Source organism: Paracoccus onubensis, from assembly GCF_003591515.1.
Lineage (GTDB): Bacteria > Pseudomonadota > Alphaproteobacteria > Rhodobacterales > Rhodobacteraceae > Paracoccus > Paracoccus onubensis.
The window spans coordinates 203,404-227,275 of record NZ_QZCG01000002.1; the positions used below are offsets into that span (position 1 = coordinate 203,404).

Sequence of the window (23,872 nt, forward strand, 5' to 3'; positions counted from 1 at the left end):
ATCTCACAGATCGGGATAAAGCGGGAAACGCGCGCAAAGCTCGGCCACCTCGGCCCGAACCTTGTCTTCGATGGCGGCGTTGTTTTCTTCCCCATTCGCGGCAAGCCCGTCAACGACTTCCACGATCCAGCGGGCGATCTGACGGAATTCCTCTTCGCCAAAGCCACGGGTCGTGCCCGCCGGCGCGCCAAGACGAATGCCCGAGGTGACAAAGGGTTTCTCGGGATCGAAAGGCACGCCATTCTTGTTGCAGGTGATATGCGCACGGCCAAGCGCGGCTTCGGTCGCCTTGCCGGTCACGCCCTTTGGCCGCAGATCGGCGAGGCACAGATGATTGTCGGTGCCACCCGAGACGATGTCGATGCCGCCCTTCATCAATTCATCCGCCATGGCGCGGGCATTGGCGACGACCTGTGCGGCGTAATCCTTGAAACCGGGTTGCAGCGCCTCGCGCAATGCGACGGCCTTTGCCGCGATCACATGCATCAGCGGGCCCCCCTGCAGACCGGGGAAGACGGCCGAGTTGATCTTTTTCGCGATACCCTCGTCATTGGTCAGGATCATCCCGCCGCGCGGGCCGCGCAGGGATTTATGCGTGGTCGTGGTGACGACATGGGCATGCGGCAGGGGCGAGGGATGCTGGCCGCCCGCGACCAGACCGGCGATATGCGCCATGTCCACCATCAGATAGGCGCCGACTTCATCCGCGATCTTGCGGAAGGCGGCCCAGTCCCAGACGCGGCTATAGGCCGTGCCACCGGCAAGGATCAGCTTTGGCTTGTTCTGGCGCGCGGCTTCGGCGATCGCGTCCATATCCAGCAACTGATCCTGCGCGCGCACGCCGTAACTCACGACATTGAACCACTTGCCCGACATATTGACCGGCGAGCCGTGAGTCAGGTGGCCACCCGAATTCAGATCAAGCCCCATGAAGGTATCGCCCGGCTGCAAAAGCGCCAGAAATACCGCCTGATTCATCTGGCTGCCGCTATTGGGCTGAACATTGGCGAATTCGCAATCGAACAGCTCCTTGGCCCGCTCGATGGCGCGGGTTTCGACGATATCGACATATTGGCAGCCACCGTAATAGCGTTTGCCCGGATAACCTTCCGCATATTTGTTGGTCAGGACGGTTCCCTGTGCTTCCAGCACCGCCTTGGAGACGATATTTTCCGACGCGATCAGTTCGATCTCGTCACGCTGGCGGCCCAGTTCCTTGTCGATCGCGCTGGCGATCTCGGGGTCGCGGCTGGTCAGCGTTTCGGTGAAAAATCCATTGTCGCGAAGAGATGCATTCATCGGTCGCGCGTCCTTTCTGGCAAAGCTGCGGCGGAATGGCGATGTCTTAGCGTAAGCCCGGGCAGCTTGAAAGCAGCAAAACGACAGCTTTGGTTCCGAGTGCGGCGTGAAGGAGGGCTTGCGTTCAACCCGATCAGCACCGATGCTGCGCGGCAAGAGAGACAGGCTTGCAGAAAATGACGCCCAGGATTCACTTTACCGCCAGTCAGACCGATGTCGCGCAAGCGGCGCTGGTCGCCTTGTCGGCCCGTTATGGCTGTGCGCCGGCCGATAGCGCGGAACTGGTCGTGGCGCTTGGCGGAGACGGGTTCATGCTGCAGACCCTGCATGCGATGCAGGGACGTGATCTGCCGGTTTATGGAATGAACCGCGGCACGGTCGGCTTCCTGATGAATGCCTATTCCGAGGATGACCTGCCCGTCAGACTGGCCGAGGCCGAAGAGACGGTCATCAATCCGTTGAGGATGAGCGCCACCTGTCGGGACGGTTCCCTGCACGAAGCGCTTGCCATCAACGAAGTCAGCCTGCTGCGCGAAGGGCCACAGGCCGCGAAGCTGCGCATCCATGTGGATGGCAAGCTGCGCATGGAAGAACTGGTCTGCGACGGAGCTCTGGTATCGACCCCGGCGGGATCCACCGCATATAATTATTCGGCCCATGGCCCGATCCTGCCTATCGATTCAGAGGTGCTTGCCCTGACGGCAATCGCTCCGTTCCGTCCCCGTCGCTGGCGTGGCGCGTTGCTGCCAAAGGCGGCGCAGGTCGAAATCGAGGTGCTGAGCCCGGATCGCCGCCCGGTCATGGCCGATGCCGATTCGGGCGCAGTCCGGCATGTCACGCGGGTGCATGTCCATAGTGCCGCCGATATCTCGCATCGCCTGTTGTTCGATCTGGGGCATGGGCTGGAAGAACGGCTGATCCGCGAACAATTTGTCTAGCAGCGCAAGACCCTTCCCAAGCCCCCACCGCAAACAACATCTTGTCGGCGCTTCGCTATTGCTTCTTCTTTGCCCAAATACCTCGGGGGTTGCCGGCTGGTGCGCCACTGGTTCAAGAACCAGCCGGCGACGGGCAGCGCCCCCGGCCTGTTTACGCGCCAATGATTCCAGAACCTGCCAGCGGCGGGCATTGCCTCCGGGCATCACGGAACTGATCGTTTCATTACAAATCCGGCAGATGGCTCGGCCAATTGGTCTCCTCGTGCCACGCTTGTCCCAGCCGGAGAATCGCAGCATCGCTTCCCGTCGCTCCGGCCAGTTGCATTCCCATCGGCAGGCCGTTCGCGCCAAAGCCTACCGGCACTGACAGGCAAGGCAATCCGGCAAGGCTGACCGGCACCACGATTTCCATCCAGCGGTGATAGGTGTCGACAGGCTTGCCTCCCACCTCCTGCGGCCAGCGCCATTCGGCGGGGAAGGGCCAGACCTGCGCGGTCGGCAGTGCGATGATGTCTACCTCCTCGAATAACCGTGCCGCACGGCGATACCATTCGCTGCGGATCGCGCTTGCCTCGTAAACCTGTGAGGCGGACAGGCTCAGGCCCTGTGCGATTTCCCATATCGCTTCCGGCTTCATCAGGGCGCGTTTGTCAGGGTCGTCATACAGGGCGCGTTTTCCTCCGGCTATTTGAAAGGCGCGCAGCGTCATCCAGCTTTCCCACAGCTTTTCCCCTGGAAAGGGGGGTGAAAGGGGGATGATTTCGCATCCCAATCCTTCCATCTGCGTCAACGCGGCTTCGCAAAGCGGCAGGATCCCCTCTTCGCAGGGATAAGCGCCACCCCAATCGCCCAGCCAGCCGATTCGGGTGCCTTTGACCGGGGCATCAAGCGCGGCTGCGAAATCCTCGCCCGGGCGGCCGAATGGCAGGGCGGGATGAGGGCCGGCCATGATCGATAGAAGATGCGCGAGATCACGCGGGCTGCGGGCCATCGGTCCCAATGTCGCCATGGTTGTCATGAAGCTGTCGCCCATGGGCTCGCCGGGCACCAGCCCCCAGCTTGGCCGGAAACCGTAGACGTTACAGAAACCTGCCGGGTTGCGCAGGCTGCCCATCATATCCGATCCATCGGCGACCGGCACCATCCTTGCCGCCAAAGCCGCCGCCGCGCCACCCGACGAGCCCCCGGCACTGCGATCCGGGGCATAGGGGTTGCGCGTGACGCCGAAGACCTCGTTGAAACTATGCGAGCCAAGACCCCATTCGGGCGTATTGGTCTTGCCGATGAAAATCGCCCCCGCCTCGCGCATTCGGGTCACGATTACATGGTCTTCCGTCGGCATGTGGTCGCGATAGATGGGCGAGCCCCATGTGGTGCGGATACCCTGAACCGCCGCGAGGTCCTTGACTGCTATGGGCAATCCATGCAGCCCGCCCTTGCGGGGCGAACGGTCGGCCTCTCTTGCCTCGGCCAGCAATTCGTCGTGATCCCGAAGGCTGATAATGGCATTGATCCGGGAATTGGTGTCCGCGATCCGGTCCAGATGGGCCTGCATGATCTCTTCCGCTGTCAGTTCGCCCGCGATCATGGCGCGGGTCAGAGTGTCGGCGTCCATATGGATTGGATTGCTCATCGGTTCCGGGCTTTCGTCTTGGCGGTTACGGGGTTAAGCGGTTGCAGGCGAAGAGGCGGAATGCCTTGGCCTCAGCGGATATGTTCGCCTCGGGTTTCCGCATATCGGCCTTCATCCTGCACAGATCTGCTGTAGCGCCAGCCATTGCGGATCCGTCAGCAGCGCCTTCGGTGGCGGTGAATCGCGATAGGGGTCCTCTTTGATCAGGTCCAGAACCGATGCGCCGGTGGGATCAAGGCTGTGCGCATAGGGCGCGCTTGGAATTCCCTTTTCCCTGAATGCTTTCAGCAAGCTGTCGCGGTCCGGAGGCGGGGCCGGTTGCTGAAGAAGCGTTTCTCCGTATCCATGCATGGCCTTTTCGGGCAGCGTTCCAAGCGTCAGCAATTGCAGAACCGCTCTGGTACCGGCATATTCCAATGCATTCAGCAAAAGCTCCTTATCCGAAACCGCCATTTCCGCGGCCATCAGATGCCCTGCCGCCGCTGCCGGTCCGGGGGCGGTCAACAGGACATCATTGCCAAGCACATACAGATTGCCCGGAAGGCGACGCGCGCCATTGACCGGAGAGGGAACAACACGGATCTTCGCATCCTCGGCGATCAGCTTTGGCGCGATCCAATCCAGAACAGCCTGACCCGAATGACGTTCGCAGACGGCTCCGGTGCTGCGGGAGATATCGGCCAAAATGGCATTCCCAACGGCAAAGGCCTGGGCCGGAGGGGCGATATTCGCCGCATGACGCGTCAGTGCATCGGGCAGCCAGACGACCGCTGCGGCGGCCATGGCCAATGCGGTCAGCAATGTAAGTCCGCCCCTGAGCCGCCCGGGATGGGCCTGCCGTGCCAGAACCGCGCGCTGAACGCGATCTATGGCCTCGATCATCAGCGGATCATCCACTTCCAGCGTTTCATCCGGTCCATCTGCGCGGGGGCTGTAGATTGCGGGCAGTTTTCCCGGATTGAGTCGGGTCACGGCGGGCAGGGACCAATGCGACAGGGGACGTTCCGATTTCGGGTCCGAAAGCGTTAATGTGGCTTCTCCGACAGAGACGATCACCTCACGCAGCCGCGCCTCGGGCGTCTCGCGCCACGAGCCTTGCGCCTCAAGGCGTTCGAATTGCGTCAGCGCCGTCATGGTTTTGGAATTTACCCATCGTTTTCAAAGACCATAGCGCGGCTACAGGGCTGGTCAATGCTTGCTGTCAGAATGCCGTGCGGCATCGTGGCAAACAGCTTCGATATTGTATCTGTCCGGGTCCAGGATGAAAGCGGCGTAGTAATGCGGGTGATATCGTACCCGCAGTCCCGGCGCGCCGTTATCTTCCCCTCCGGCGGCAACGGCTTCGGCGTGGAAGGCATCGACATCGGCATGTGTTTTGGCCGCAAAGGCGAAATGCACCAGTTCGGGCCGCGGCGTGCCGGGGGCGATCCAGAACTCGCCATCCGGATCGCGGGATCGAAGCGCGCCTGCCGCCACTCCGAAACCGACACCTTCCGCACGGTCGATCGTCATCCTGTAGCCCAACGGTGCCAATGCCCTTGCATAAAAACGCTTGCTTTGGGCCAGGTCAGAGACCGTTATGCAAAGATGATCCAGCATGATTATCCGCGCCTGCCATCACCAGCCACAGCAATTGGGAATGATATTGCCAACTGCCGCGACAATTTGAACTGAAAATACAAAGCGTACAGGAAAACGGGATTGGGCAGCGGCGCCCATGGACATCAATCCGCCGCTTCCGGCACCCGCATTCCCTTTTCGCGCGCCAGAATCCGCATCCGATCCTGAAGTTTCTCGAATGCGCGAACCTCGATCTGGCGTATACGTTCGCGCGAAACGTTGTAGCGGGAAGAAAGATCCTCCAACGTCATCGGGTCGTCGCGCAGGCGTCGCTCCATCAGGATATCCTTTTCCCGGTCGTTCAGCACGCTCATGGCTTCGATCAGCATCTGACGGCGCGTGCCGAGTTCTTCGGTTTCGGCATAGGCTTCGGCCTGATTGGCGTCCTCGTCTTCCAGCCAGTCCTGCCATTGCGCCGTGGAATCGCCGTCCGCCGATCCCACCGTCGCATTGAGCGAGGCATCGCCGCCCGACAGGCGGCGATTCATCTGGGTCACTTCGTCTTCGGTGACGTTCAGATCGTTGGCGATCCGGGCGACATGCTCAGGACGCAGATCGCCCTCTTCCAGGGCGCCGATGCGGGATTTGGCCTTACGCAGATTGAAGAACAGCTTCTTCTGCGCGCTTGTGGTGCCCATTTTGACCAGCGACCATGACCGCAGGATGTATTCCTGGATCGATGCGCGGATCCACCACATCGCATAGGTGGCCAGCCGGAAACCCTTTTCCGGATCAAAGCGCTTGACGGCCTGCATCAAACCCACATTCGCTTCCGAAATCACCTCGGCCTGCGGCAGGCCATAGCCTCGATAGCCCATGGCGATCTTGGCAGCGAGACGCAGATGACTGGTCACCAGCTTGTGCGCGGCCTCTGAATCTTCGTGATCGGCCCATGCTTTGGCCAGCATATATTCCTCTTCGGGTTCCAGCAGCGGGAATTTGCGGATCTCCTGAAGATAACGATTCAGGCCCTGCTCGGGACTGGGGGCGGGTAGATTTGCATAATTAGCCATAATCAAAGGCCTTTCGCGGAGGTAAACATAACGCAGATATCACGGTTACGGTTCCGTGAGCGGAGGAGGCTGCGCTTGCCCGCCAAGGGGCGAATTGGGCTGGAGGATAACTGTCCGGACTCTCTGGGATGATAACGTGGGAATGGCTCACGTTCATGTCAAGACTTCGCGAGGCGCAGCTCTGCCAACAGCCCCTGCATATCGCCGGGGAGCGGGCTCTCAAAGCTCAGCGATGTGCCGCTGACAGGATGGATGAAGCCTAGAAATGCGGCATGAAGCGCCTGTCGCGGAAAGGATTTGACCGCCTGCGCGGCATCTCCCAGCGCTTTGGCAGAGGCCTTTCGCGCGCCGCCATAGACAGGGTCACCGATCAGGCCAAGACCCGCATGCGCCATATGTACCCGGATCTGATGGGTGCGGCCCGTTTCAAGCTGGCATTCGATCAGCATCGCCGCCGGAGGCTGTCCGAAACTCTCCAGCATTCGAGCCCGTGTCACCGCGTGGCGGCCCCGGTCGAAATAAACCGCCTGCCGTTGCCGGTCCGTGGCGTGACGCGCCAGACGCGACGTGATCCTGAGAATGCCACCCGGTTCGAAGCTGACACCCGCGATTCCGCGCAGCCTCGGGTCTGCGGCATCGATGATGCCATGCGCAAGCGCCAGATATCGGCGCTGGGCTGTATGCGCCTCGAACTGCGCAGCCAGACCGTGATGCGCACGGTCGGATTTGGCCACGACCAGCAGGCCGGACGTCTCCTTGTCGATCCGGTGAACGATCCCCGGCCTCCGCTCTCCGCCGATCCCGGACAGGCTGTCGGCGCAATGGGCCAGCAGCGCGTTCACCAGCGTTCCCGAGGGCGAGCCCGGGGCAGGATGCACAACCATTCCTGCGGGCTTGTCGATCACAAGCAGATCCGCGTCCTCATGGACGATATCCAGCGGGATGTTTTCGGGCCGCGTCTCGACGGGTTCCGGTTGGGGCAGGGCGATGCGGTATTCCTGTCCCTCGATCACCCGCGCCTTTCCGTCCCGCGCCACGCCTTCGGGGCCGCTGACCGCACCATCCGCGATCAGCCGTGCAAGGCGCGTGCGCGAAAGCGCCGCTTCCTCTGGCACTGCGAGCGCAAGGGCCTTATCAAGCCGCTCAGGCGGATTGGCCGGGATGGTGACGACAAGGTTCGACATGACCAAGGATGATAACGACTGGAAAGAGACAGCGAAAGCGGTACCAGAGCTGCGTTTCCTGAAAACGCTTGTCACCGCATTGTCGCTGGTGATGGGGCTTGGGATGGTGGCGATCGTGGCGCTGCTATGGGCGCGTCTGGGGCAACCGGTGCTGCCGGAACTGCCCGAGAACATTACCCTGCCCGAAGGCGCAGGCGCCGATGCCGTCACCTTTGCCCGTGACTGGATCGTGGTCGTCACCGATACGGGTGAGGTGCTGCTTTACGACCGCAACGGGGTGCTGCGCGATCAGGCTCAGTCGCGCTGACGCCCTGTTTCCAGCGCATCGAGCCGCGCTCTCAGTTCGGCATTCTCGGTGCGCGCCTTGATCGCCATTTCGCGCACGGCCTCGAATTCTTCGCGGGTGACGAAATCGCGATCCGCCAGCCAGCGGTCGATCCAGCCTTTCATGGCGGTCTCGGCCTCCGTCTTGGCCCCTTGGGCGACACCCATCGCATTTGTCATCAATTGCGAGACATCGTCGAAAAATTTGTTCTGCGCAGCCATTTAACCCGCTCCTCTGCGTTGATCGCTCCCTATATGGGCTGCATTCTGTCCGGGTTCAATGTTGACACTGCGTCGGGTGGCGCTAGCGTGCGCCCGCAAAACCGGCCCAGAGGCAGCATGATCCCGTTTCCCGAGATATCACCCGAAATATTCACAATTCAACTTGGGGGGCTGTCGCTCAGTCTTCGCTGGTATGCGCTGGCCTATCTGGCCGGATTGCTGCTTGGTTGGCGGATCATGGTGCGCATGATGCGCGGGTCCGTCATCTGGGGTGACCGGGCACCGATGAGTGGCGAGGCGGTGGATGATCTGCTGACATGGGTGATTCTTGGTGTGATTCTTGGTGGCAGGCTTGGCTTCGTTTTCTTCTATGAGCCGGCATATTATCTTTCCAATCCGGCCGAGATCGTAAAGGTCTGGGAAGGCGGTATGAGTTTTCACGGCGGTTTTGCGGGTGTGATCGTGGCCGCATGGTTGTTCTGCCGTGCACGCGGGCTTCCTGCGTTGCGACTGGCCGATGCGATGGCCGTGGTCGCGCCCATCGGACTGTTCTTCGGGCGTATCGCGAATTTCATCAATGCCGAACTCTGGGGGCGTCCGACCGATCTGCCATGGGGCGTGATCTTCCCCGGAGAGGCCGCGCAGAACTGCCCCGGGATCGAGGGACTATGCGCGCGCCATCCCAGCCAGCTTTACGAGGCGGGACTGGAGGGATTGGCGCTTGGGTTGATCCTTTGGGCCTGCGTGCGGTCAGGCGGTTTGCGCAGGCCGGGACTCGCATTCGGGATTTTCCTTTCAGGATACGCACTTGCGCGGATATTCGTGGAATTGTTCCGGGTCGCTGATCAGCAATTCATCACTCCGGACAACCCGCTTGGCCATGTCATCGGCGGGCCGGTGATCGGGCTGACCATGGGGCAGGTTCTGTCCCTGCCGATGTTGTTGGTCGGGCTGTTCTTCATCATTCGCGCATGGCGTCGTGACCCGGTCGCATGACCCCGCTGGCCGAGATCATCGTGCAGCGTATCCGGGCGACCGGGCCGATAACGCTGGCCGATTACATGGAGCTTTGCCTGCTGCATCCCCGCTTTGGCTACTATGCGACCCGCGATCCGTTCGGGAAAGGTGGAGATTTCATCACTGCGCCGGAAATATCGCAGATTTTCGGGGAGTTATGCGGGCTTTCTCTGGTGCAATCCTGGACGGATCAGGGCCGTCCGGCGCCTTTCACCCTGGCCGAGCCGGGGCCGGGACGCGGAACGCTGATGGCGGATATGCTGCGCGCCATGCAGGCCGTTCCGGGCATGACGCAAGCCGCTGAGGTGACGCTGATCGAGGCTTCGGCGCATCTGCGACAGGTGCAGCGGCAGCGGTTGGGTCAGGTCCGGCACCTAAAAAATATCGAGGAACTACCGAACAAGCCTTTGTTCATGATGGCAAATGAATTTTTTGATGCCCTGCCGGTCCGGCAATTTCAGCGTGTCGAAACGGGTTGGGCCGAGCGGGTTGTCGGATTGGGGGATGACGGTTTGCGTATGGGCCTTTCCCCCCCGATCGATCTTCCACGAGAGGGGCGCATTGGCGATATCGTTGAAGATTGCCCGGCAGCAATTGCGATCATGGCCGCGATTGCGGGAAGAATCGCCGCCTGCGGCGGTGCCGCGATCATCGTCGATTATGGCGGCTGGAACGGTTTTGGCGATACGTTTCAGGCGGTTCGGGGACATTCATCGGAAGATCCGCTGGCCAACCCGGGCGAGGCGGATCTGACGGCCCATGTGGATTTCGCGCCACTGGCGGCGGTGGCGATCCGGGCGGGTGCCGCGGTGTCGCGACCGGTCTATCAGGGCGATTGGCTGCTGTCGCTTGGTGCCGAAGCACGCGCGCGGCGATTGTACGACGCCGGAGATAAAGGCGCATTGGATGCGCTCAGACGCTTGACCGACAGGCAGGAAATGGGTCACCTGTTCAAAGCGATGGCCGTCTGGCCGAAAGGGGCGCCCCCGGTGCCCGGATTTGATGAGCTGAATGCCGATGCAGATGACGCTTGAAATCCTGACCTACCCGCTGCTTGCTGATGTAAGGCACGGATTTTTCACGCGAAAGGGCGGGGCCTCCTCGGGTCTGTTCGCCGGGCTGAATTGTGGACGCGGGAGCAGCGATCAACGGGAAATGGTTGCATTGAACCGGGCGAGAGTCGCGACAGCCATGGGTGTTTCCCCTGACAGGCTGACGGCGGTGAAGCAGGTTCACTCCGCCGATGTGGTGACACTGGGCGAGGATGACGATCCGGACAAGATCGGCGATATCAGGGCCGATGGGATGGTGACCCGGCGCCGCGATGTGGCGCTGGGGATTTTGACCGCGGATTGTCAGCCTATCCTTCTGGCCGATTCGAAGGCCGGGATCATCGGAGCATGCCATGCTGGATGGCGCGGGGCCCTTTCCGGGATTATCGAGGCCACGGTCGCGGCGATGCAGGAATTGGGCGCCGGTGAAATCCACGCGGTGATCGGACCGACGATCAGCCAGCGCGCCTATGAGGTCGGTGACGAATTCATGGAAGATTTCCTGATGGAAGACCCGGAATATTCGCGGTTCTTCAGCGGTGGTCCGAATGGTCGCCCGATGTTTGATCTGCCATCCTTCGGCCTGTCGCGCCTTCGCGCGGCAGGGGTCGAAGCCGAATGGTGCGGGCATTGCACCTATTCCGATCCCGAACGCTTTTTCAGTTATCGCCGTGCGACGCATGAGGGGCATGCCGATTACGGCAGGCTGATCTCGGCAATCGCATTGTAGGAAAGCCTCGCGCGGGGGGCGTATTCAGGGCAGGATGTCATTCCTGATCCTGGAAAAGATCGAGTTGCACCTGATCCTGCGCGTCGTCCTGTTCGAAACCTGACAAGGTGATGCCAAGCAATCTCGCGCCTCGCGGATCGGGCAGGACGGTGGAGGCCAATTCGCGGGCCAGCATCAGAAATTCCTCTTGTGATGCAATTGCGTGGGGCAGGGTTCTCGCCCGCGTGACCTGTTTGAAATCGGCGAATTTCACCTTGACCGTCACTGTCCGGCCAAGCAACTGGTTCTTCGAGACATGCCGCCAGACCTTGTCCGACAGGGGGGCAAGCGCCTCATTCACCTCGGCTATGGTCATCAGGTCGGTGAAATAGGTATTCTCTGCGCCAACAGATTTGCGGACCCGCTCGGGGCTGACGCGCCGATGGTCGATCCCGCGCGAAATGTTCCAGTAATATCGCCCGGATTTGCCGAAGCGGCGCGTCAGGAAATCCAGCTCCTGTGCGCGCATATCTGCGCCCGTATGAATGCCCATGGCCTGCATCTTGGCGGCGGTGGCAGGACCGATGCCGTGGAACTTGCCGACCGGCAGAGAAAGCACAAAATCCGGTCCGCGCTCGGGTGGGATGACGCATAGACCGTCGGGCTTGTTCTGGTCCGATGCCAGCTTGGCGAGGAATTTGTTGTAGCTGACCCCCGCGCTTGCCGTCAGGCGGGTCGTCTCGCGGATGCGCGCGCGGATCTCTTTTGCGACCTGTGTCGCGGTCTGTCCGGGCCAGAGATGGTCGGTGACGTCCAGATAAGCCTCGTCCAGTGACAGGGGTTCGACCAAAGGCGTGTAATCCAGAAAAATGTCACGGATTTGTCCGCTGACGGCGCGGTAGACGTCGAAACGATGCCGCACGAAGATCAGATCGGGGCACAGCCGCTTGGCCGTGACCGAGGGCATGGCCGAGCGCACCCCATAGACCCGCGCCTCATAGCTTGCCGCCGCCACTACGCCGCGCAGGGCAGCGCCGCCAACGGCGACCGGCTTGCCCCGCAGTTCCGGATCATCCCGCTGCTCGACCGAGGCATAGAAGGCATCCATATCGATATGGATGATCTTGCGGACCCGCTCTGGCCCGCCGTCACGGGGCGCTGCGGCCCCTTCCGTCATTCGGGGAAGACACGGGCCGCGCCCGCCTCCATTCCGTCGCCCAGCCGGTCAAAGCGGACATGCGCGATCCCGCGTCCGCCCGACTGCGTGAACAGCGTGCCGACCGCGCGGCCCTCACGCGTGATCGGGGTGCCGACAGGCGCGCTGCCCTCGACGCGCAGGGTGGTCAGACCCTTGCGCAACTCGGTCTTGTGCTTCATCCGCGCGGTGACTTCCTGTCCGACATAGCAGCCTTTGCGGAAATCGACGCCATGCAGACGCTCGAACCCGACTTCAAGGATGAATGTCTCATTGGGGATCAGTTCGATCAGCGATTCGGGAATGCAATGCGTCACCCGGATGGCGTCCCAGTCGGTGCCATCCTCGCCCGTGCCGCCGTAAAGCCGCCAGCCAAGCGCCTCGTGCCGTGGATCGATGATCGCGCCCTCGGGGGCCGGCCCCGTGCCGCGGGCAAGGGACATCGAAACAGGCTCCAGAACAAGTTTTGAGCGCAGTTTGTAGAGTGTCAGGCGGCGCAGCAGATCTTCGGCCAGACCGGCATCGACATCCAGCAGCAAGGTGTCATCAACCGGTATGATCAGAAAATCCGCCAGATATTTTCCCTGGGGTGTCAGTAACGCCGCCCAACACGGACCCTTGCTGACATCATTGGTGACCAGGTTCTGAAGGAATGCTACCCGATCCTCGCCGGTGATGCGGATGAGTTGGCGATTGCTCATTCATAATTCTCCGGCAAGCCACGATATCGTGGCGATATGGTTATGGAATATCGATCCTGAGATGGCTCGGGTAGGAAAGAAATACCGGGAGTGCTACTGCCGAGCCGCGCAAAGCGAACCTCCGCAGGATGATGGTGACGGGGATCAGAGCCGCAGCAGACCGATATATCGCGACGGTCCGGCAACGTCTGAAAAAACTCACGGAAGCGCGGTTCTTCATGTGCTTTCCCCGAATTGCATTGCGACGAGGCTGGCATAGGCACCGCCCTTTGCCATCAATTGGTCATGGCTGCCCTGTTCGACAACCCTTCCCGCGTCGATCACCACGATCTTGTCGGCATTGCGGATCGTTGAAAGCCGGTGTGCGATCACCAGCGTGGTCCTGCCCTTGGACAGTCGGTCCAGCGATTCCTGCACCAGTCGTTCGCTGCCTGTATCAAGCGCACTCGTCGCCTCATCCAGCAGCAGGATCGGCGCGTCACGCAGCACTGCCCGCGCAATCGCTACCCGCTGACGCTGCCCGCCGGACAAGGCCGAGCCGCGCGGGCCGGCCTGAGAATCCAGCCCTCGGCTGAGCGCTTCGGTGAATTCCAGCACATGCGCCGCCTCGAGTGCCTGCCGCAATGCGGGCTCTTCCGCATCGGGGCGGCCCATCAGGATATTGTCACGCAGGCTGTCGTCGAACAGAGCCGATTCCTGCGATACGGTCGAGAACTGGTCGCGAAGCGTCTCCAGATCGTAATCGGAAACCGGTATGTTCCCCAGCAGCACCTTGCCCCGATCAGGATCGATCATTCGTGTCAGCAGATTGAACACGGTGGATTTCCCCGCGCCGGACGGCCCGACAAGGGCGGTCGTCTGACCGGCTTCGGCGCGAAAGTTCAGCCCATGCAGAACTGTCTGGCCTTCGTAAGACAGCCAGACATCCTCCAGTTCGATCGACAGCTCGGCGGGCGGATTGCGTCGGGGGCCGGACAGGATCGTGGGCCTTGTGTCCAGTGTCTGGTAAATCCGCTCAAGGCTGGCGGCGGCGGTCTGCCAGTTGCCCGCTGTTCCGCCAAGGCGGCGCATCGGCTGGAATGCCAGCGCGAGCGCCGTGAAAAATGACATGAAGTCACCGATGCTGCGCGTGCCTTCCATCACCTGCGAGCCGCCAAGCGCCAGAACGGCGACAAAGCCTATTCCGGTGACGATATCCGTCAAGGCAGGCATCAGGACGCTGGTCGTGGCGACCTTGACCTCGGCGCGGCGGATCCGGTTGATGATCTCGTCAAAGCGGCCCGTCTGCACCGTTTCGGCGCGATTCAGCCGGATCGAGGCGATGCCATGCAGGATTTCGTCCAGCCTTGTCGCGCGCAGGCTGGCATTCGCTCGGCTTTGCCGCATCTTGCGGCGGATATATCGCTGGATCAGTGCGGAGGGGGCGATCAGCAGGGGAATCCCGATCAATGCGGCAACTGTCCATGACGGATCGATGGCGACGGCGACGGCGAACAGGCCGATCAGCGATATCACGTCCCGGGTTGCCCCGGTGATCAGCGTTGACCAGACACCCTGAACCGCGATCGTATCGCCCTGTATCCTCTCGATCAATGCGCCGGGGGAATTGTCATTGAAGAAGCGGCCATCGAGTGTCAGGATATGGGCCAGCAAATCGCGCTGCATCTCGGTCGAGATATTCAGCGAGATCTGTTTCAGCAGCGATCTGCTGGCGATCAGGGTCAAGGCGCGCAGCAGGAAGATGCCGAAGATCGCCATCCCGACCCACCAGATCGCATCCGCGTCCTTGCCGACGAAAACCCGGTCGAAAAGCGGCTTCAGCATCCAGGAGATCAGCCCCAAAGTCGCGCCCTCGATCGACATCAGGACAAAGGCCAGGCCCATGGCGCCGCGGTTCTTGTACAGGTAATCCCGCCAAAAACGTAAAAACAGCTCGCGGGAGGGAAGTTCCTGGGGGGCGGGTCTGGTCACGTGAACGCTCGTCTCCTTGGCCGGGGCGGTAGACCTCCGACCGTCTGCGGCAGGGGCAACGCTCTATAGGGCATAGCCTGTCTGGGTCTGGGCGGGCAAGTCGTGAAGATCTTCCGGTCGGGGCCGTTGACGAAAGATCGGAACAGGCATACCGATTTTGCAGTCTGTGAAGGAAGAACAGAATGAGCCTTGCTTTCGGCCCCCCCGTTATCGCCATTCCCGGCCCTTCGCCCGTTCCCGACCGGGTGCTGCGCGCCATGCACCGCGCGTCTCCGGATATCTACGGCGAGGAATTGGCAGAGTTCAATCTGCAGGTCATGGCAAAGCTGAAACGGCTTGCCGGAACAGGTGCCAATCTCGCGCCCTATATCGGCAACGGACATGCGGGATGGGAGGCCGTCGCCGCCAATATCTTCTCGCCGGGCGATGAAACGCTTTTACTTGTTTCCGGGCATTTCGGCAGTTCCTGGGCCAGTCAGATGGCCGAGATGGGCATTGCGGTTGAGGTGATGGATTTCGGCTGCGCGCCTGCCGATCCGGGGCGGTTGGCCGAGCGATTGGCGCAGGATCGCGAAAACCGTATCCGCGCGGTCATGCTGTGCCAGACGGATACAGCAACTTCCGCCGCGGCGGATATTCCGGCCATCCGGGCCGCCATGGATCAGCATCCGGCGCTTCTGGTCGTTGATTCGATCGCCTCTCTGGGATGCTCGCCGATGCATATGGATGATTGGGGCGTGGATGTTCTGATCTCCGCCAGTCAGAAAGGGCTGATGTGCCCGCCGGGGATCGCCTTTGTCTGGTTCTCTGACCGGGCTGCGGCACGGGGCCGTACCGCTTTGACCACACCGGTCTGGGACTGGCATTTACGCGCCGGGGCCGAGGCCCTGTGGCGGTTCTGGGGCGGTACTCCCCCCGTTCAGCATATTTTCGCGCTTGATGAAGCCCTGCGAATGCTGCTTGACGAAGAAGGGCTGGATGCGGTCTGGGCGCGTCACGCGGCTTTGGCAGAAACCGTCTGGGCGGCGGTGGATGCCTGGGGCGCGGGAAACCCCGATATCCGGCTGACCATTGCGGATCCGGTAAGCCGGGCGAATTCGGTGACGGCCCTGTCATTGCCCGGCGCCTCCGCCCTGCGTCAGTGGCTGAGCGCCAATACCGGAGTGACGCTTGGTGTCGGGCTGGGGGCGAGTGACCCGGACAATGCCTTGCGGGTTGCCCATATGGGTTACTGCAACGCTGCCATGTTGATGGCGTCCTTAGGAGCTATGGAGGCGGGGATGGCTGCCCTGTCCATCCCGCGTGGCCGCGGCGCGCTTGAAGCCGCCGCCGGGATCGTCGCTGCGCGTGCGTGACACCCGGGCGGTTGCCGAGGCATTTGCGCGGTCTTGTCCGGTTCGGGCGGATCAATCGGTCAGGCTGCCTTCTATTCTGACAATCGTGATGATGCTCTGGCCATATTTTCGCTGATCGATCATCAGCATCGGCGCGGCGATCTTGGGCGCCGTGGCTTCTTCCCAGACGATGACCGCCCCGGGCGCGATCCAGCGGTTTTGCAGGCATGACGCAATCGCCTTTTCTCCCAGCCCCTTGGAATAGGGGGGGTCGAGGAAGATCAGATCATGGGGTGGCCCTTCGTTCAGGCCCGGTCTTGTCGCATCGCGCCGCAGGATGGATATGCTGTTCATCGCACGCGCGCGTTCCGCATTATCGCGGATAAGTCCCAGGGATTTCGGCCCGTTTTCGACAAATGTCACGAAATCCGCACCACGGGACAGGGCCTCTAATCCCAGCGCTCCGGTCCCTGCGAACAGGTCCAGCACCCGTGCCCCCGCGACAGGATTGCCATATTTGCCGTTCACAAGCAGATTGAAGATCGCCTCGCGGATCCTGTCCGTAGTCGGGCGCAGATGCGTCGCCTCACTGCCCTGACCCAGTTCGGCAAGTTTCAGGCCCCGGAATGCGCCGCCGACGATTCTCATGCAAGCAATGCCTTGAGATCGGCCGCAGCGCCAATGGCTTCGGGCGTGGGAGAGCGTCCGGCTTCGATCAGGCGTTTGCCGATCATATAGGCGCGCGGATCGTTCAACGCGTCCACGGCCAGCAGGCGCGACGCGGAATAGTACCAGACCGAGCCGGAATGCGGCCGGTCGCCGGCCCTTGTCACGATATGGTCGTGACCGTTGCCCAGCCCGGCGATTTGCAGCTTGGCGTCGAACTGATCCGACCAGAACCACGGCTTCGCGACATAGGGTTTTCGCGCACCACATATGTTGTCCGCGACGAGTTCAGCCATGTCGATGGCATTCCCGACGCTTTCCAGACGGATGCGCTTGCCCAGATGCGGAAAGCTGGCGCAGTCACCGGCGGCCCAGATCGCCGGATCCGAGCTTTGTCCGTATTCATCAACCGCGATGCCATTCTCGACGGCAAGTCCGGCCTCTTGCGCAAGAGCTGTTTCCGGGGCGACACCGATCCCCGTCACGACCAAATCGGCGGGCAGGGTCCGGCCGTTCTGAAGTGTGACTCCGCTGACCCGCTTGTCACCGTTAAGGCGGGAAACCCCGACATTTTCGATGATCTCGACGCCATGTTTCCGGTGCAATTCGCGGATCATGTCTGCGGTTTCTGCGGCGGCGACGCGGCTCAGGATGCGTGGCGCGGCCTCGACCAATGCCACATCAAGGCCAAGTTTGCGTGCGACCGCGGCGGCTTCCAGACCGATATAGCCGCCTCCGACCACCACCAGACGGCGGCCCGATTGCAATTCCGGCGCAAGATGATCGACATCTGCGAGATTGCGGATCACGTGAACTCCGGCCAAAGTTCCGCCGATGTTTTCCGGCAGGCGTCGCGGCGATGCCCCCAACGTCAACGCAAGGATGTCATATCCGATCCGTCCCTTTTCGGTGACGATCTCTTGCGTTTCGCGGTCGATCGACCGGGCGCATTCGTTCAGGCGCAGGGTGATTTCCTGCTCTTGCCACCATTCGGGGGCACGCAGGGTCAGCCGGTCGAGACTCATATCTCCCAGCAGATAGGCTTTGGAAAGCGGAGGGCGTTGATATGGGGCAGCGGCTTCCGCTCCGATCACGGTAAGCGGGCCGTGATGCCCATTGGCGCGTAGCCGTGCGGCCATCGACGCTGCCGCCTGTCCCGCCCCCAGGATCACGATCCGCATTAGCCTGTCCTTCCGCCGTCTGGTCCGTCGCCGCAGTGCAACCTATAGTCGGCGCGAATCCATTGCAATTCACGGAGGACAGGCAATGAGCATTACCACCGGCGACGCATTTCCCTCAGGAAAGCTGCTTCGGGTCGGCGAAAACGGTCCCGAAGAGGTCGACACCAATGATCTCGCTCAAGGGCGCGTCGCTATTTTTGGTCTTCCCGGAGCCTTTACCGGAACCTGCACCAACGCACATATGCCCAGCTTTATCCGTACAGCTGATGATTTCCGCGCCAAGGGCATCGACCGGATTATCTGTCTGACCGTCAATGATCCGTTCGTCTGTGACGCCTGGGCCAAGGCGACCGGTGCGCCTGATGCCGGGATCGAGGTTCTTGCAGATGCGGATGGCAGCGTCACCAAGGCTCTTGGGCTGAGCTTCGATGCCCCGCCGGCTGGTCTTTTCGGCCGCTGCAAGCGGTTTGCGGCATTGCTGAATGATGGCAAGGTTGAGGTGATCCAGATCGAGGATTCGCCCGGCCAATGCAGCGTCAGTGCCGGAGAAGCGCTGCTCGAGAAGGTCTGACGAAAAGCTGCGGTCTTCCCGGCCGAAGGGCCGGGGAGCAAACCGCCTTGAACGGTCTGGTCGCTAGGGGCCGTTCTCAATACGTAAATTGCCGGGCATGACAGGATGATCGACGGCATAGGATTATCGTATCGGACCTGATCTTGACGATGGCCGCAACCGTCAATGGAACCAGCGCGGAACCGCAGAGGAAACCGTCATCTTCGGCATACCGATTTGAAGGAAGGTGAGAGGCTGGATAACGACCCAAGCGGGACTCGTTACGGCTGCTTCCTTCCGGACCTGACCGGGTTGGCGAGGTGCCTGCCCGCACCAACCTCTCACGATTCATGTAGAACGCCGAACGGGGCGATGCAACCCCGTCGGGTTTCGTTCCCGCGCAGAACGATCATGGCGTCGCAGAGGCAGGTGACGTGCCGACCGGCGGAACATTGCAACCTTTGGGCGAATCCTGGCCGAGATTCGGGAGTGGGCGGGGCCAATCGAATCAAATGGGTTAAGATGCGGTAAGCAACTGATGACTGGATCTGCCCGATGTTGACGACATGGTTGAATAGCTCGCCCGGAATCGACTATCAGCAACGGAGCGCGGCAATTGACGCGTCGTATTCCGGCATGTTTTCAGGGCGATCCATAATGAAATTTTCTACTCGGATTGATGCAGATCAACCTGCACCGCAGTTTTTTGACAAAGTGAACGATTTCAACCGGCTTGAAGAATTGCTGATCGCACGCGGCGCCAGTGTCACGCGAATCGATCCGGCCAAGGAGCCCGGCACCGGAATGGCCTGGGACATCGTATTCGACTGGCGGGGAAAAGAGCGCCGGATTCGCATGGAAGTGACACGTTTCGATCGGCCCGAACATGTGACCATGACCGGCCATTCCGATTCGCTTGAGATCACGATCGATTCGACCATCATCGCCCTGAGCCAAAATCGCTCACGACTTGTTTACGAGTTGGACATCCATCCGCGGAACATGCGGGCGCGGCTGATGCTGCAAACCGCCAAGCTGGGCAAGGCCAGACTGGACCGGCGTTACGAGCATCGGATTCGAGAACTCATTTCCGAACTGGGGGCGCTGGGCTGAGACCGCGCGGCCGCGCTCCGTTCAGGCCTGGGTCTTCCGCAGCGGATCGGCGGGATAAACCCCGAGAATATTCAGCATCGATGTGAAATAGCTGAGTTCATCCAGCGCCCGCTGAACATTGGGATCATCGGGATGACCCTGAATATCCGCATAAAACTGCGTTGCGGTGAAAACACCATCGACCATATAGCTTTCCAGCTTGGTCATGTTTACGCCATTCGTCGCGAATCCACCCATGGCCTTGTAAAGCGCCGCGGGGATGTTTCTGACCCGGAATACGAAACTGGTCAGCATGTCCTCGCTCCGGCGGCGGCGATCCGGCTCGCGCGACATCAGCAGAAAGCGCGTGGTGTTGTTCTGGCGGTCCTCGATCTGATCGGCCAGACTGTTCAACCCGTAAATCTCGCCCGCCAGCGGCGAAGCAAGCGCTGCCAGCGACTTTATGCCGCGGGCCGCCACCTCTTGCGCAGATCCTGCGGTGTCGGCACCGGTGATACCGTGGATGCCGTGCTGACGCATGAAGCCCCGGCATTGGCCAAGAAGCACGGTATGGCTCATGGCCTCGCGGATCTCGTGCAACTCGGTTCCCGGCAGGGCCAGCAGGCTGATATGAACCCGCACAAAGGCCTCGTCGACGATATGCAACCCGGATTCGGGCAGCAAATGGTGGATATCTGCCACCCGGCCATAAGTGGAGTTTTCGACCGGAAGCATCGCCAGATCGGCTTTTTCCGATCGGACAGCTTCAATCACATCCTCGAAGGTCCGGCATGGCATGGCCTCCATATCCGGGCGCGCCCTGCGACAGGCGGCGTGGCTATAGGCACCGGGCTCGCCCTGAAATGCGATGCGATTCGTGGTCATGTCTGTGTTCCAGTGTCGGAATTTTAGGTTTGGCAGGATAACTATACCTTGATCCCGGAAAGCGAAAGCGGATAGACAATGCCGGAATTGACGAGCTTACCAATCGGGGACCGCACGCGATGTTCGACACCATGACCGTGACCAAGGCAGCCGGGGCACTTATCGGGGCACTTCTGTTCTTGCTGCTTGTAAACTGGGGGGCCAGTGCTCTTTATCACGTTGGCTCGGCCGGGCATGGCGAGGGTGAGGAACATGCTCAGGCTTACACCATCCCGGTTCCGGAAACCGAGGAAGGTGGCGAAGGCGGTGAGGAAGAGATCGATTTCGCAGCTCTTATGGAAGCTGCCGACCCCGCCGCGGGCGAAAAGGGCTTCGGCAAGTGCAAAGCCTGTCACGCTGTGGATGGCAGCGATGGCGTAGGTCCGCATCTGAACGGAGTCGTGGGCCGCGATGTGGCTTCTGTCAGCGGCTTCGCTTATTCGAGCGGTATGACCGATCATGCAGCAGAAGCGCCGCAATGGACGCCAGAGGCGCTGCAGGAATTCCTGACCAATCCCAAAGGCGTGGTCAGCGGCACCAAAATGTCCTTTGCCGGTTTGAAAAAGCCTGAAGATCGGGCGGATCTGATCGCTTATCTGCAAAGCGTGGAATAAACCAAGGCGGCCTTTCGGGCTTGCGGGGAATTTGATCCGCGCCTGCCCGGTTGGAATGGCCGTAAGACCATGGCAGGGGATGGTATCACCCTCTGCTTTTCCCTATATGGGTTTTGGTCTATGCTTGTCTCTTAAACATCAAGCGCGGGTTTCCCGATGAATATGCAATATGGCGACAAGAAGCCGTTGGAACTCGACCGTGACGCGGTCTGGGCACAGATACGCGATGAGGCGGCGCAGGCGATTCGGAACGAACCGCTGCTGGGCTCGGTGATCCACGGGGGGCTTTTGCATCATCGCAGCCTTGAAGCCGCACTGGCCTATCGGTTCTCGCAAAAACTGGCTTCCGGCGAGATGAGCGAACAGATTTTGCGGGAAATCGCCGATGAGGCCTATCGCGCCTCGCCCGGGCTTGGGGATGCGGCGCGCAGGGATTTGCTTGCCGTCTACGAGCGTGATCCCGCGACGCATCGGCTGATCCAGCCGATTCTGTTCTTCAAGGGGTATCAGGCATTGCAGGCCTATCGCATGGCGAACTGGCTCTGGCAGGAAGAGCGGCGCGATCTGGCCTATTTCGTGCAGATGCGCTGCTCGGAATGCTTTGGTGTCGATATTCACCCGGCAGCCCGGATCGGCACTGGTGTCATGATCGACCATGCCCATTCCATTGTCATCGGTGAGACGGCTACGGTTGGCGATGATGTCTCGATGCTGCATTCCGTTACGCTTGGCGGAACCGGGAAAGAGGATGGCGACCGCCATCCCAAGATTGGCGACGGCGTGATGATCGGCGCGGGGGCGAAGGTTCTGGGGAACATCCGGATCGGGAATTGTTCGCGGATCGCGGCGGGATCGGTCGTGTTGCATGAAGTTCCCGATTGCAAGACGGTTGCCGGTGTTCCTGCGCGGGTGATCGGCGATGCCGGTTGCGCCGAGCCGTCGCAAAGCATGAACCAGTTGCTGGGAATCGAAGATTACATTTAACGCGCGGGCCAGCGTGACTGGAAAGGTCGTTGTTATGCGTCCTGCGACGACCGGGGTGCTGTCTCCGGACGCCGGGATATTTGAGGCGCGGGTGGATTTTGGCGAGTGTGGCCGGTTACCAGGCAGTGCTGTCGGGTCCAAGACCCGGTGCGCTTCCTGTCAGTTCCGGCAGCGTGATTTTTTCACGCGACAACCGGTCATCCAATTCTTCGGCTATGCGGGATGCCAGTGAGAAGCCCTGATAGATAAGCGCCGAATATAGCTGAATCGCTGTCGCGCCCGCGCGAAGCTTATCCCATGCCTGCTGGGCCGAACCGATACCGCCGACTCCGATCAGTGGAATTTTTCCGCCCGTTTCCCGATATAGCCTGCCAAGTATCTCGGTCGAGCGTTCGAATAGCGGTGCGCCCGACAATCCCCCGGCCTCGGTTTTCCAGCGGCTTGTCAGATTGTCGCGCGACAGGGTCGTATTGGTGGCGATGATCGCGTCTATCTGTGCATTGCGGGCGACTGCGGCGATATCGGACAGGGCCGCATTGTCCAGATCCGGTGCAATCTTGATGAAAACCGGGACCCGGCGCGGCAAGGCATCACGCGCCTCCATCACGCCGTCCAGAAGCGCGGCAAGCGCCTCGGCCCCCTGAAGGTCGCGGAGTTTTTCTGTATTCGGGGAGGAGACGTTGACGGTCAGGAAATCTGCGGCCGAACCGGCGATACGTGTCACCTCTGCGAAATCGGCGGCACGGTCGGTGCTGTCCTTGTTCGCGCCGATATTCAACCCGACGGGAATACCCGAAGGGCGTTCGGATAGCCGCGCGGCGATGGCGCTTGCGCCGTCATTGTTGAAACCGAAGCGGTTGATGATGGCCTGATTTTCGCGCAACCGGAACAGGCGGGGTTTCGGGTTGCCGGGCTGTGGGCGCGGGGTTGCGGCACCCAGTTCGATAAAACCGAATCCGGCGTGCATCAATGCCGGGACAGCGCGGGCGTTTTTGTCATAACCGGCTGCCAGCCCGACCGGATTGGGCAGTGACAATCCGGCAAGTGCAACACGAAGACGGTCGGAGGTGACCGGCGCGCCGGGCAACGGCACCAATCCAAGCGCAAGTGCCCGGATCGAAAGATCATGCGCCTGTTCCGGATCCAGACGGAGTAACGCATTGAGGCCGATTTTTTCGATGATGCTCATTCCAGCGGCCCGATCTCATGGCCATCCGGCCCGTCTTCGATCGGCCGTGCCCAGAGAATATCGGATGACGCAAGCGGCCGGTACAGATGCGGAAAAAGATCTCCGCCACGCGACGGTTCCCATTTCAGATCCGCTTCCATTGCGAGTGAATCGCAGGCCAGCAGAGTCAGCCCGATCTCATTCGCGAAATGTTTTGCAAGTGTTCCGGGCAGTTGGGCGGCGGTCGAAAAATGCACGAATCCATCTGTAATATCGACCGGCGCACCAGGGGATGTGCCCTTGGCGCTGAGTTCAGCCCATTCGGATTCTCGGAGGATCTTGTAAATCAGCATGATGCCGTTTTGCGTCCGGCATCGCCTTGTGGTCAAGAGCGTATCGCACAGAATCGCGGGAAGTTCTCGGGGCGCGAAAAGGATCATCGGCCGGCTTCTTCGTATCGCCAGTACTCCGGCATACGAAT

General features: G+C 61.0%; 25 protein-coding genes and 1 other RNA gene. 10 read left to right on the forward strand and 16 right to left on the reverse strand.

Features of this window, described 5'->3' with window-relative positions:
• Positions 1-3: 3 nt before the first annotated feature.
• On the reverse strand, positions 4-1,299 hold the full coding sequence (gene glyA, locus D3P04_RS03540; protein ID WP_119746012.1) for a serine hydroxymethyltransferase: 1,296 nt from the start codon (positions 1,297-1,299) through the stop codon (positions 4-6).
• 176 nt (positions 1,300-1,475) lie between these two features.
• Here glyA and D3P04_RS03545 point away from each other — a divergent pair, with 176 nt between their 5' ends.
• Positions 1,476-2,237, forward strand: a complete 762-nt coding sequence (locus tag D3P04_RS03545; protein WP_119746014.1) for an NAD kinase — start codon at positions 1,476-1,478, stop codon at positions 2,235-2,237.
• Positions 2,238-2,460: 223 nt separating this feature from the next.
• Here D3P04_RS03545 and D3P04_RS03550 read toward each other — a convergent pair whose 3' ends face one another.
• The 5 genes from D3P04_RS03550 to D3P04_RS03570 all read right to left on the reverse strand — a co-directional run bounded on the left by D3P04_RS03550 (position 2,461) and on the right by D3P04_RS03570 (position 7,687).
• Entirely contained in the window at positions 2,461-3,870 is a 1,410-nt protein-coding gene (locus D3P04_RS03550; protein WP_119746016.1) for an amidase, read from the reverse strand.
• A 111-nt stretch (positions 3,871-3,981) separates the two neighbouring features.
• Positions 3,982-5,004: a hypothetical protein gene (locus tag D3P04_RS03555; RefSeq protein ID WP_119746018.1), complete on the reverse strand. Its 1,023-nt coding sequence runs from the start codon at positions 5,002-5,004 to the stop codon at positions 3,982-3,984.
• 54 nt (positions 5,005-5,058) lie between these two features.
• Entirely contained in the window at positions 5,059-5,469 is a 411-nt protein-coding gene (locus D3P04_RS03560) for a VOC family protein (RefSeq protein ID WP_119746020.1), read from the reverse strand.
• Between the two features lie 125 nt (positions 5,470-5,594).
• The gene (gene rpoH, locus D3P04_RS03565) at positions 5,595-6,503 is read right to left on the reverse strand and encodes an RNA polymerase sigma factor RpoH (protein ID WP_119746022.1); all 909 of its coding nucleotides are present in this window, start codon (positions 6,501-6,503) and stop codon (positions 5,595-5,597) included.
• Positions 6,504-6,661: 158 nt separating this feature from the next.
• Positions 6,662-7,687 carry an RluA family pseudouridine synthase gene (locus D3P04_RS03570; RefSeq protein WP_119746024.1) on the reverse strand — a complete coding sequence of 342 codons (1,026 nt, stop codon included), beginning with the start codon at positions 7,685-7,687 and terminating at the stop codon, positions 6,662-6,664.
• Between D3P04_RS03570 and D3P04_RS03575 the strand changes: the two genes are divergently transcribed.
• Positions 7,686-7,994: a DUF6476 family protein gene (locus tag D3P04_RS03575; protein WP_119746026.1), complete on the forward strand. Its 309-nt coding sequence runs from the start codon at positions 7,686-7,688 to the stop codon at positions 7,992-7,994. The genes D3P04_RS03570 and D3P04_RS03575 overlap by 2 nt on opposite strands.
• Here D3P04_RS03575 and D3P04_RS03580 read toward each other — a convergent pair.
• A complete protein-coding gene (locus D3P04_RS03580) occupies positions 7,982-8,233 on the reverse strand; it encodes an accessory factor UbiK family protein (protein ID WP_119746028.1) in 252 nt (83 codons plus the stop codon). The genes D3P04_RS03575 and D3P04_RS03580 overlap by 13 nt on opposite strands.
• Positions 8,234-8,350: 117 nt before the next feature.
• Between D3P04_RS03580 and lgt the strand changes: the two genes are divergently transcribed.
• The 3 genes from lgt to pgeF are packed head-to-tail and all read left to right on the forward strand — an operon-like array spanning position 8,351 to position 11,032.
• On the forward strand, positions 8,351-9,229 hold the full coding sequence (gene lgt / locus D3P04_RS03585) for a prolipoprotein diacylglyceryl transferase (protein ID WP_119746030.1): 879 nt from the start codon (positions 8,351-8,353) through the stop codon (positions 9,227-9,229).
• The gene (locus tag D3P04_RS03590; protein ID WP_119746032.1) at positions 9,226-10,284 is read left to right on the forward strand and encodes a class I SAM-dependent methyltransferase; all 1,059 of its coding nucleotides are present in this window, start codon (positions 9,226-9,228) and stop codon (positions 10,282-10,284) included. Before lgt ends, D3P04_RS03590 begins: the two co-directional genes overlap by 4 nt.
• Positions 10,268-11,032 (forward strand): peptidoglycan editing factor PgeF, encoded by a 765-nt coding sequence (gene pgeF, locus D3P04_RS03595; RefSeq protein WP_232844888.1) that lies wholly within the window; start codon positions 10,268-10,270, stop codon positions 11,030-11,032. The genes D3P04_RS03590 and pgeF overlap by 17 nt, the downstream gene beginning before the upstream one ends.
• Before the next feature lie 37 nt (positions 11,033-11,069).
• On the opposite strand, the gene dinB is transcribed toward pgeF, so the two are convergent.
• The 3 genes from dinB to D3P04_RS03610 form a co-directional block, all read right to left on the reverse strand.
• On the reverse strand, positions 11,070-12,188 hold the full coding sequence (gene dinB / locus D3P04_RS03600) for a DNA polymerase IV (RefSeq protein WP_119746034.1): 1,119 nt from the start codon (positions 12,186-12,188) through the stop codon (positions 11,070-11,072).
• Positions 12,185-12,907 (reverse strand): CAF17-like 4Fe-4S cluster assembly/insertion protein YgfZ, encoded by a 723-nt coding sequence (gene ygfZ / locus D3P04_RS03605; RefSeq protein ID WP_119746036.1) that lies wholly within the window; start codon positions 12,905-12,907, stop codon positions 12,185-12,187. Before ygfZ ends, dinB begins: the two co-directional genes overlap by 4 nt.
• Positions 12,908-13,123: 216 nt before the next feature.
• Complete coding sequence (locus D3P04_RS03610; protein WP_119746508.1) at positions 13,124-14,791, reverse strand: ABC transporter ATP-binding protein; 1,668 nt, start codon at positions 14,789-14,791, stop codon at positions 13,124-13,126.
• A gap of 269 nt (positions 14,792-15,060) precedes the next feature.
• On the opposite strand from D3P04_RS03610, the gene D3P04_RS03615 reads away from it, so the two are divergent.
• Complete coding sequence (locus D3P04_RS03615; protein WP_119746038.1) at positions 15,061-16,233, forward strand: pyridoxal-phosphate-dependent aminotransferase family protein; 1,173 nt, start codon at positions 15,061-15,063, stop codon at positions 16,231-16,233.
• Positions 16,234-16,284: 51 nt separating this feature from the next.
• On the opposite strand, the gene rsmD is transcribed toward D3P04_RS03615, so the two are convergent.
• Positions 16,285-16,860: a 16S rRNA (guanine(966)-N(2))-methyltransferase RsmD gene (rsmD, locus tag D3P04_RS03620; protein ID WP_119746040.1), complete on the reverse strand. Its 576-nt coding sequence runs from the start codon at positions 16,858-16,860 to the stop codon at positions 16,285-16,287.
• Positions 16,857-18,059, reverse strand: a complete 1,203-nt coding sequence (locus tag D3P04_RS03625) for an NAD(P)/FAD-dependent oxidoreductase (RefSeq protein ID WP_119746041.1) — start codon at positions 18,057-18,059, stop codon at positions 16,857-16,859. Before D3P04_RS03625 ends, rsmD begins: the two co-directional genes overlap by 4 nt.
• Positions 18,060-18,144: 85 nt before the next feature.
• Here D3P04_RS03625 and D3P04_RS03630 point away from each other — a divergent pair, with 85 nt between their 5' ends.
• A complete protein-coding gene (locus D3P04_RS03630) occupies positions 18,145-18,630 on the forward strand; it encodes a peroxiredoxin (protein ID WP_119746043.1) in 486 nt (161 codons plus the stop codon).
• Positions 18,631-18,855: 225 nt separating this feature from the next.
• Here D3P04_RS03630 and ffs read toward each other — a convergent pair.
• Positions 18,856-18,952: signal recognition particle sRNA small type (gene ffs, locus D3P04_RS03635), an RNA gene on the reverse strand.
• A gap of 314 nt (positions 18,953-19,266) precedes the next feature.
• On the opposite strand from ffs, the gene D3P04_RS03640 reads away from it, so the two are divergent.
• Positions 19,267-19,722, forward strand: a complete 456-nt coding sequence (locus tag D3P04_RS03640) for a hypothetical protein (RefSeq protein WP_119746045.1) — start codon at positions 19,267-19,269, stop codon at positions 19,720-19,722.
• Positions 19,723-19,743: 21 nt separating this feature from the next.
• On the opposite strand, the gene D3P04_RS03645 is transcribed toward D3P04_RS03640, so the two are convergent.
• Positions 19,744-20,586, reverse strand: a complete 843-nt coding sequence (locus D3P04_RS03645; RefSeq protein WP_119746047.1) for a prephenate dehydratase — start codon at positions 20,584-20,586, stop codon at positions 19,744-19,746.
• 119 nt (positions 20,587-20,705) lie between these two features.
• On the opposite strand from D3P04_RS03645, the gene D3P04_RS03650 reads away from it, so the two are divergent.
• Together D3P04_RS03650 and cysE are read left to right on the forward strand one after the other, a co-directional pair.
• Complete coding sequence (locus D3P04_RS03650; protein WP_119746049.1) at positions 20,706-21,239, forward strand: c-type cytochrome; 534 nt, start codon at positions 20,706-20,708, stop codon at positions 21,237-21,239.
• 156 nt (positions 21,240-21,395) lie between these two features.
• Positions 21,396-22,223 (forward strand): serine O-acetyltransferase, encoded by an 828-nt coding sequence (cysE, locus tag D3P04_RS03655; protein ID WP_119746051.1) that lies wholly within the window; start codon positions 21,396-21,398, stop codon positions 22,221-22,223.
• A 115-nt stretch (positions 22,224-22,338) separates the two neighbouring features.
• On the opposite strand, the gene D3P04_RS03660 is transcribed toward cysE, so the two are convergent.
• Both D3P04_RS03660 and D3P04_RS03665 read right to left on the reverse strand, forming a co-directional pair.
• Positions 22,339-23,412, reverse strand: a complete 1,074-nt coding sequence (locus D3P04_RS03660) for a quinone-dependent dihydroorotate dehydrogenase (RefSeq protein WP_119746053.1) — start codon at positions 23,410-23,412, stop codon at positions 22,339-22,341.
• On the reverse strand, positions 23,409-23,831 hold the full coding sequence (locus D3P04_RS03665; RefSeq protein ID WP_408634350.1) for a DUF952 domain-containing protein: 423 nt from the start codon (positions 23,829-23,831) through the stop codon (positions 23,409-23,411). The genes D3P04_RS03660 and D3P04_RS03665 overlap by 4 nt, the downstream gene beginning before the upstream one ends.
• Between the last annotated feature and the right edge of the window lie 41 nt (positions 23,832-23,872).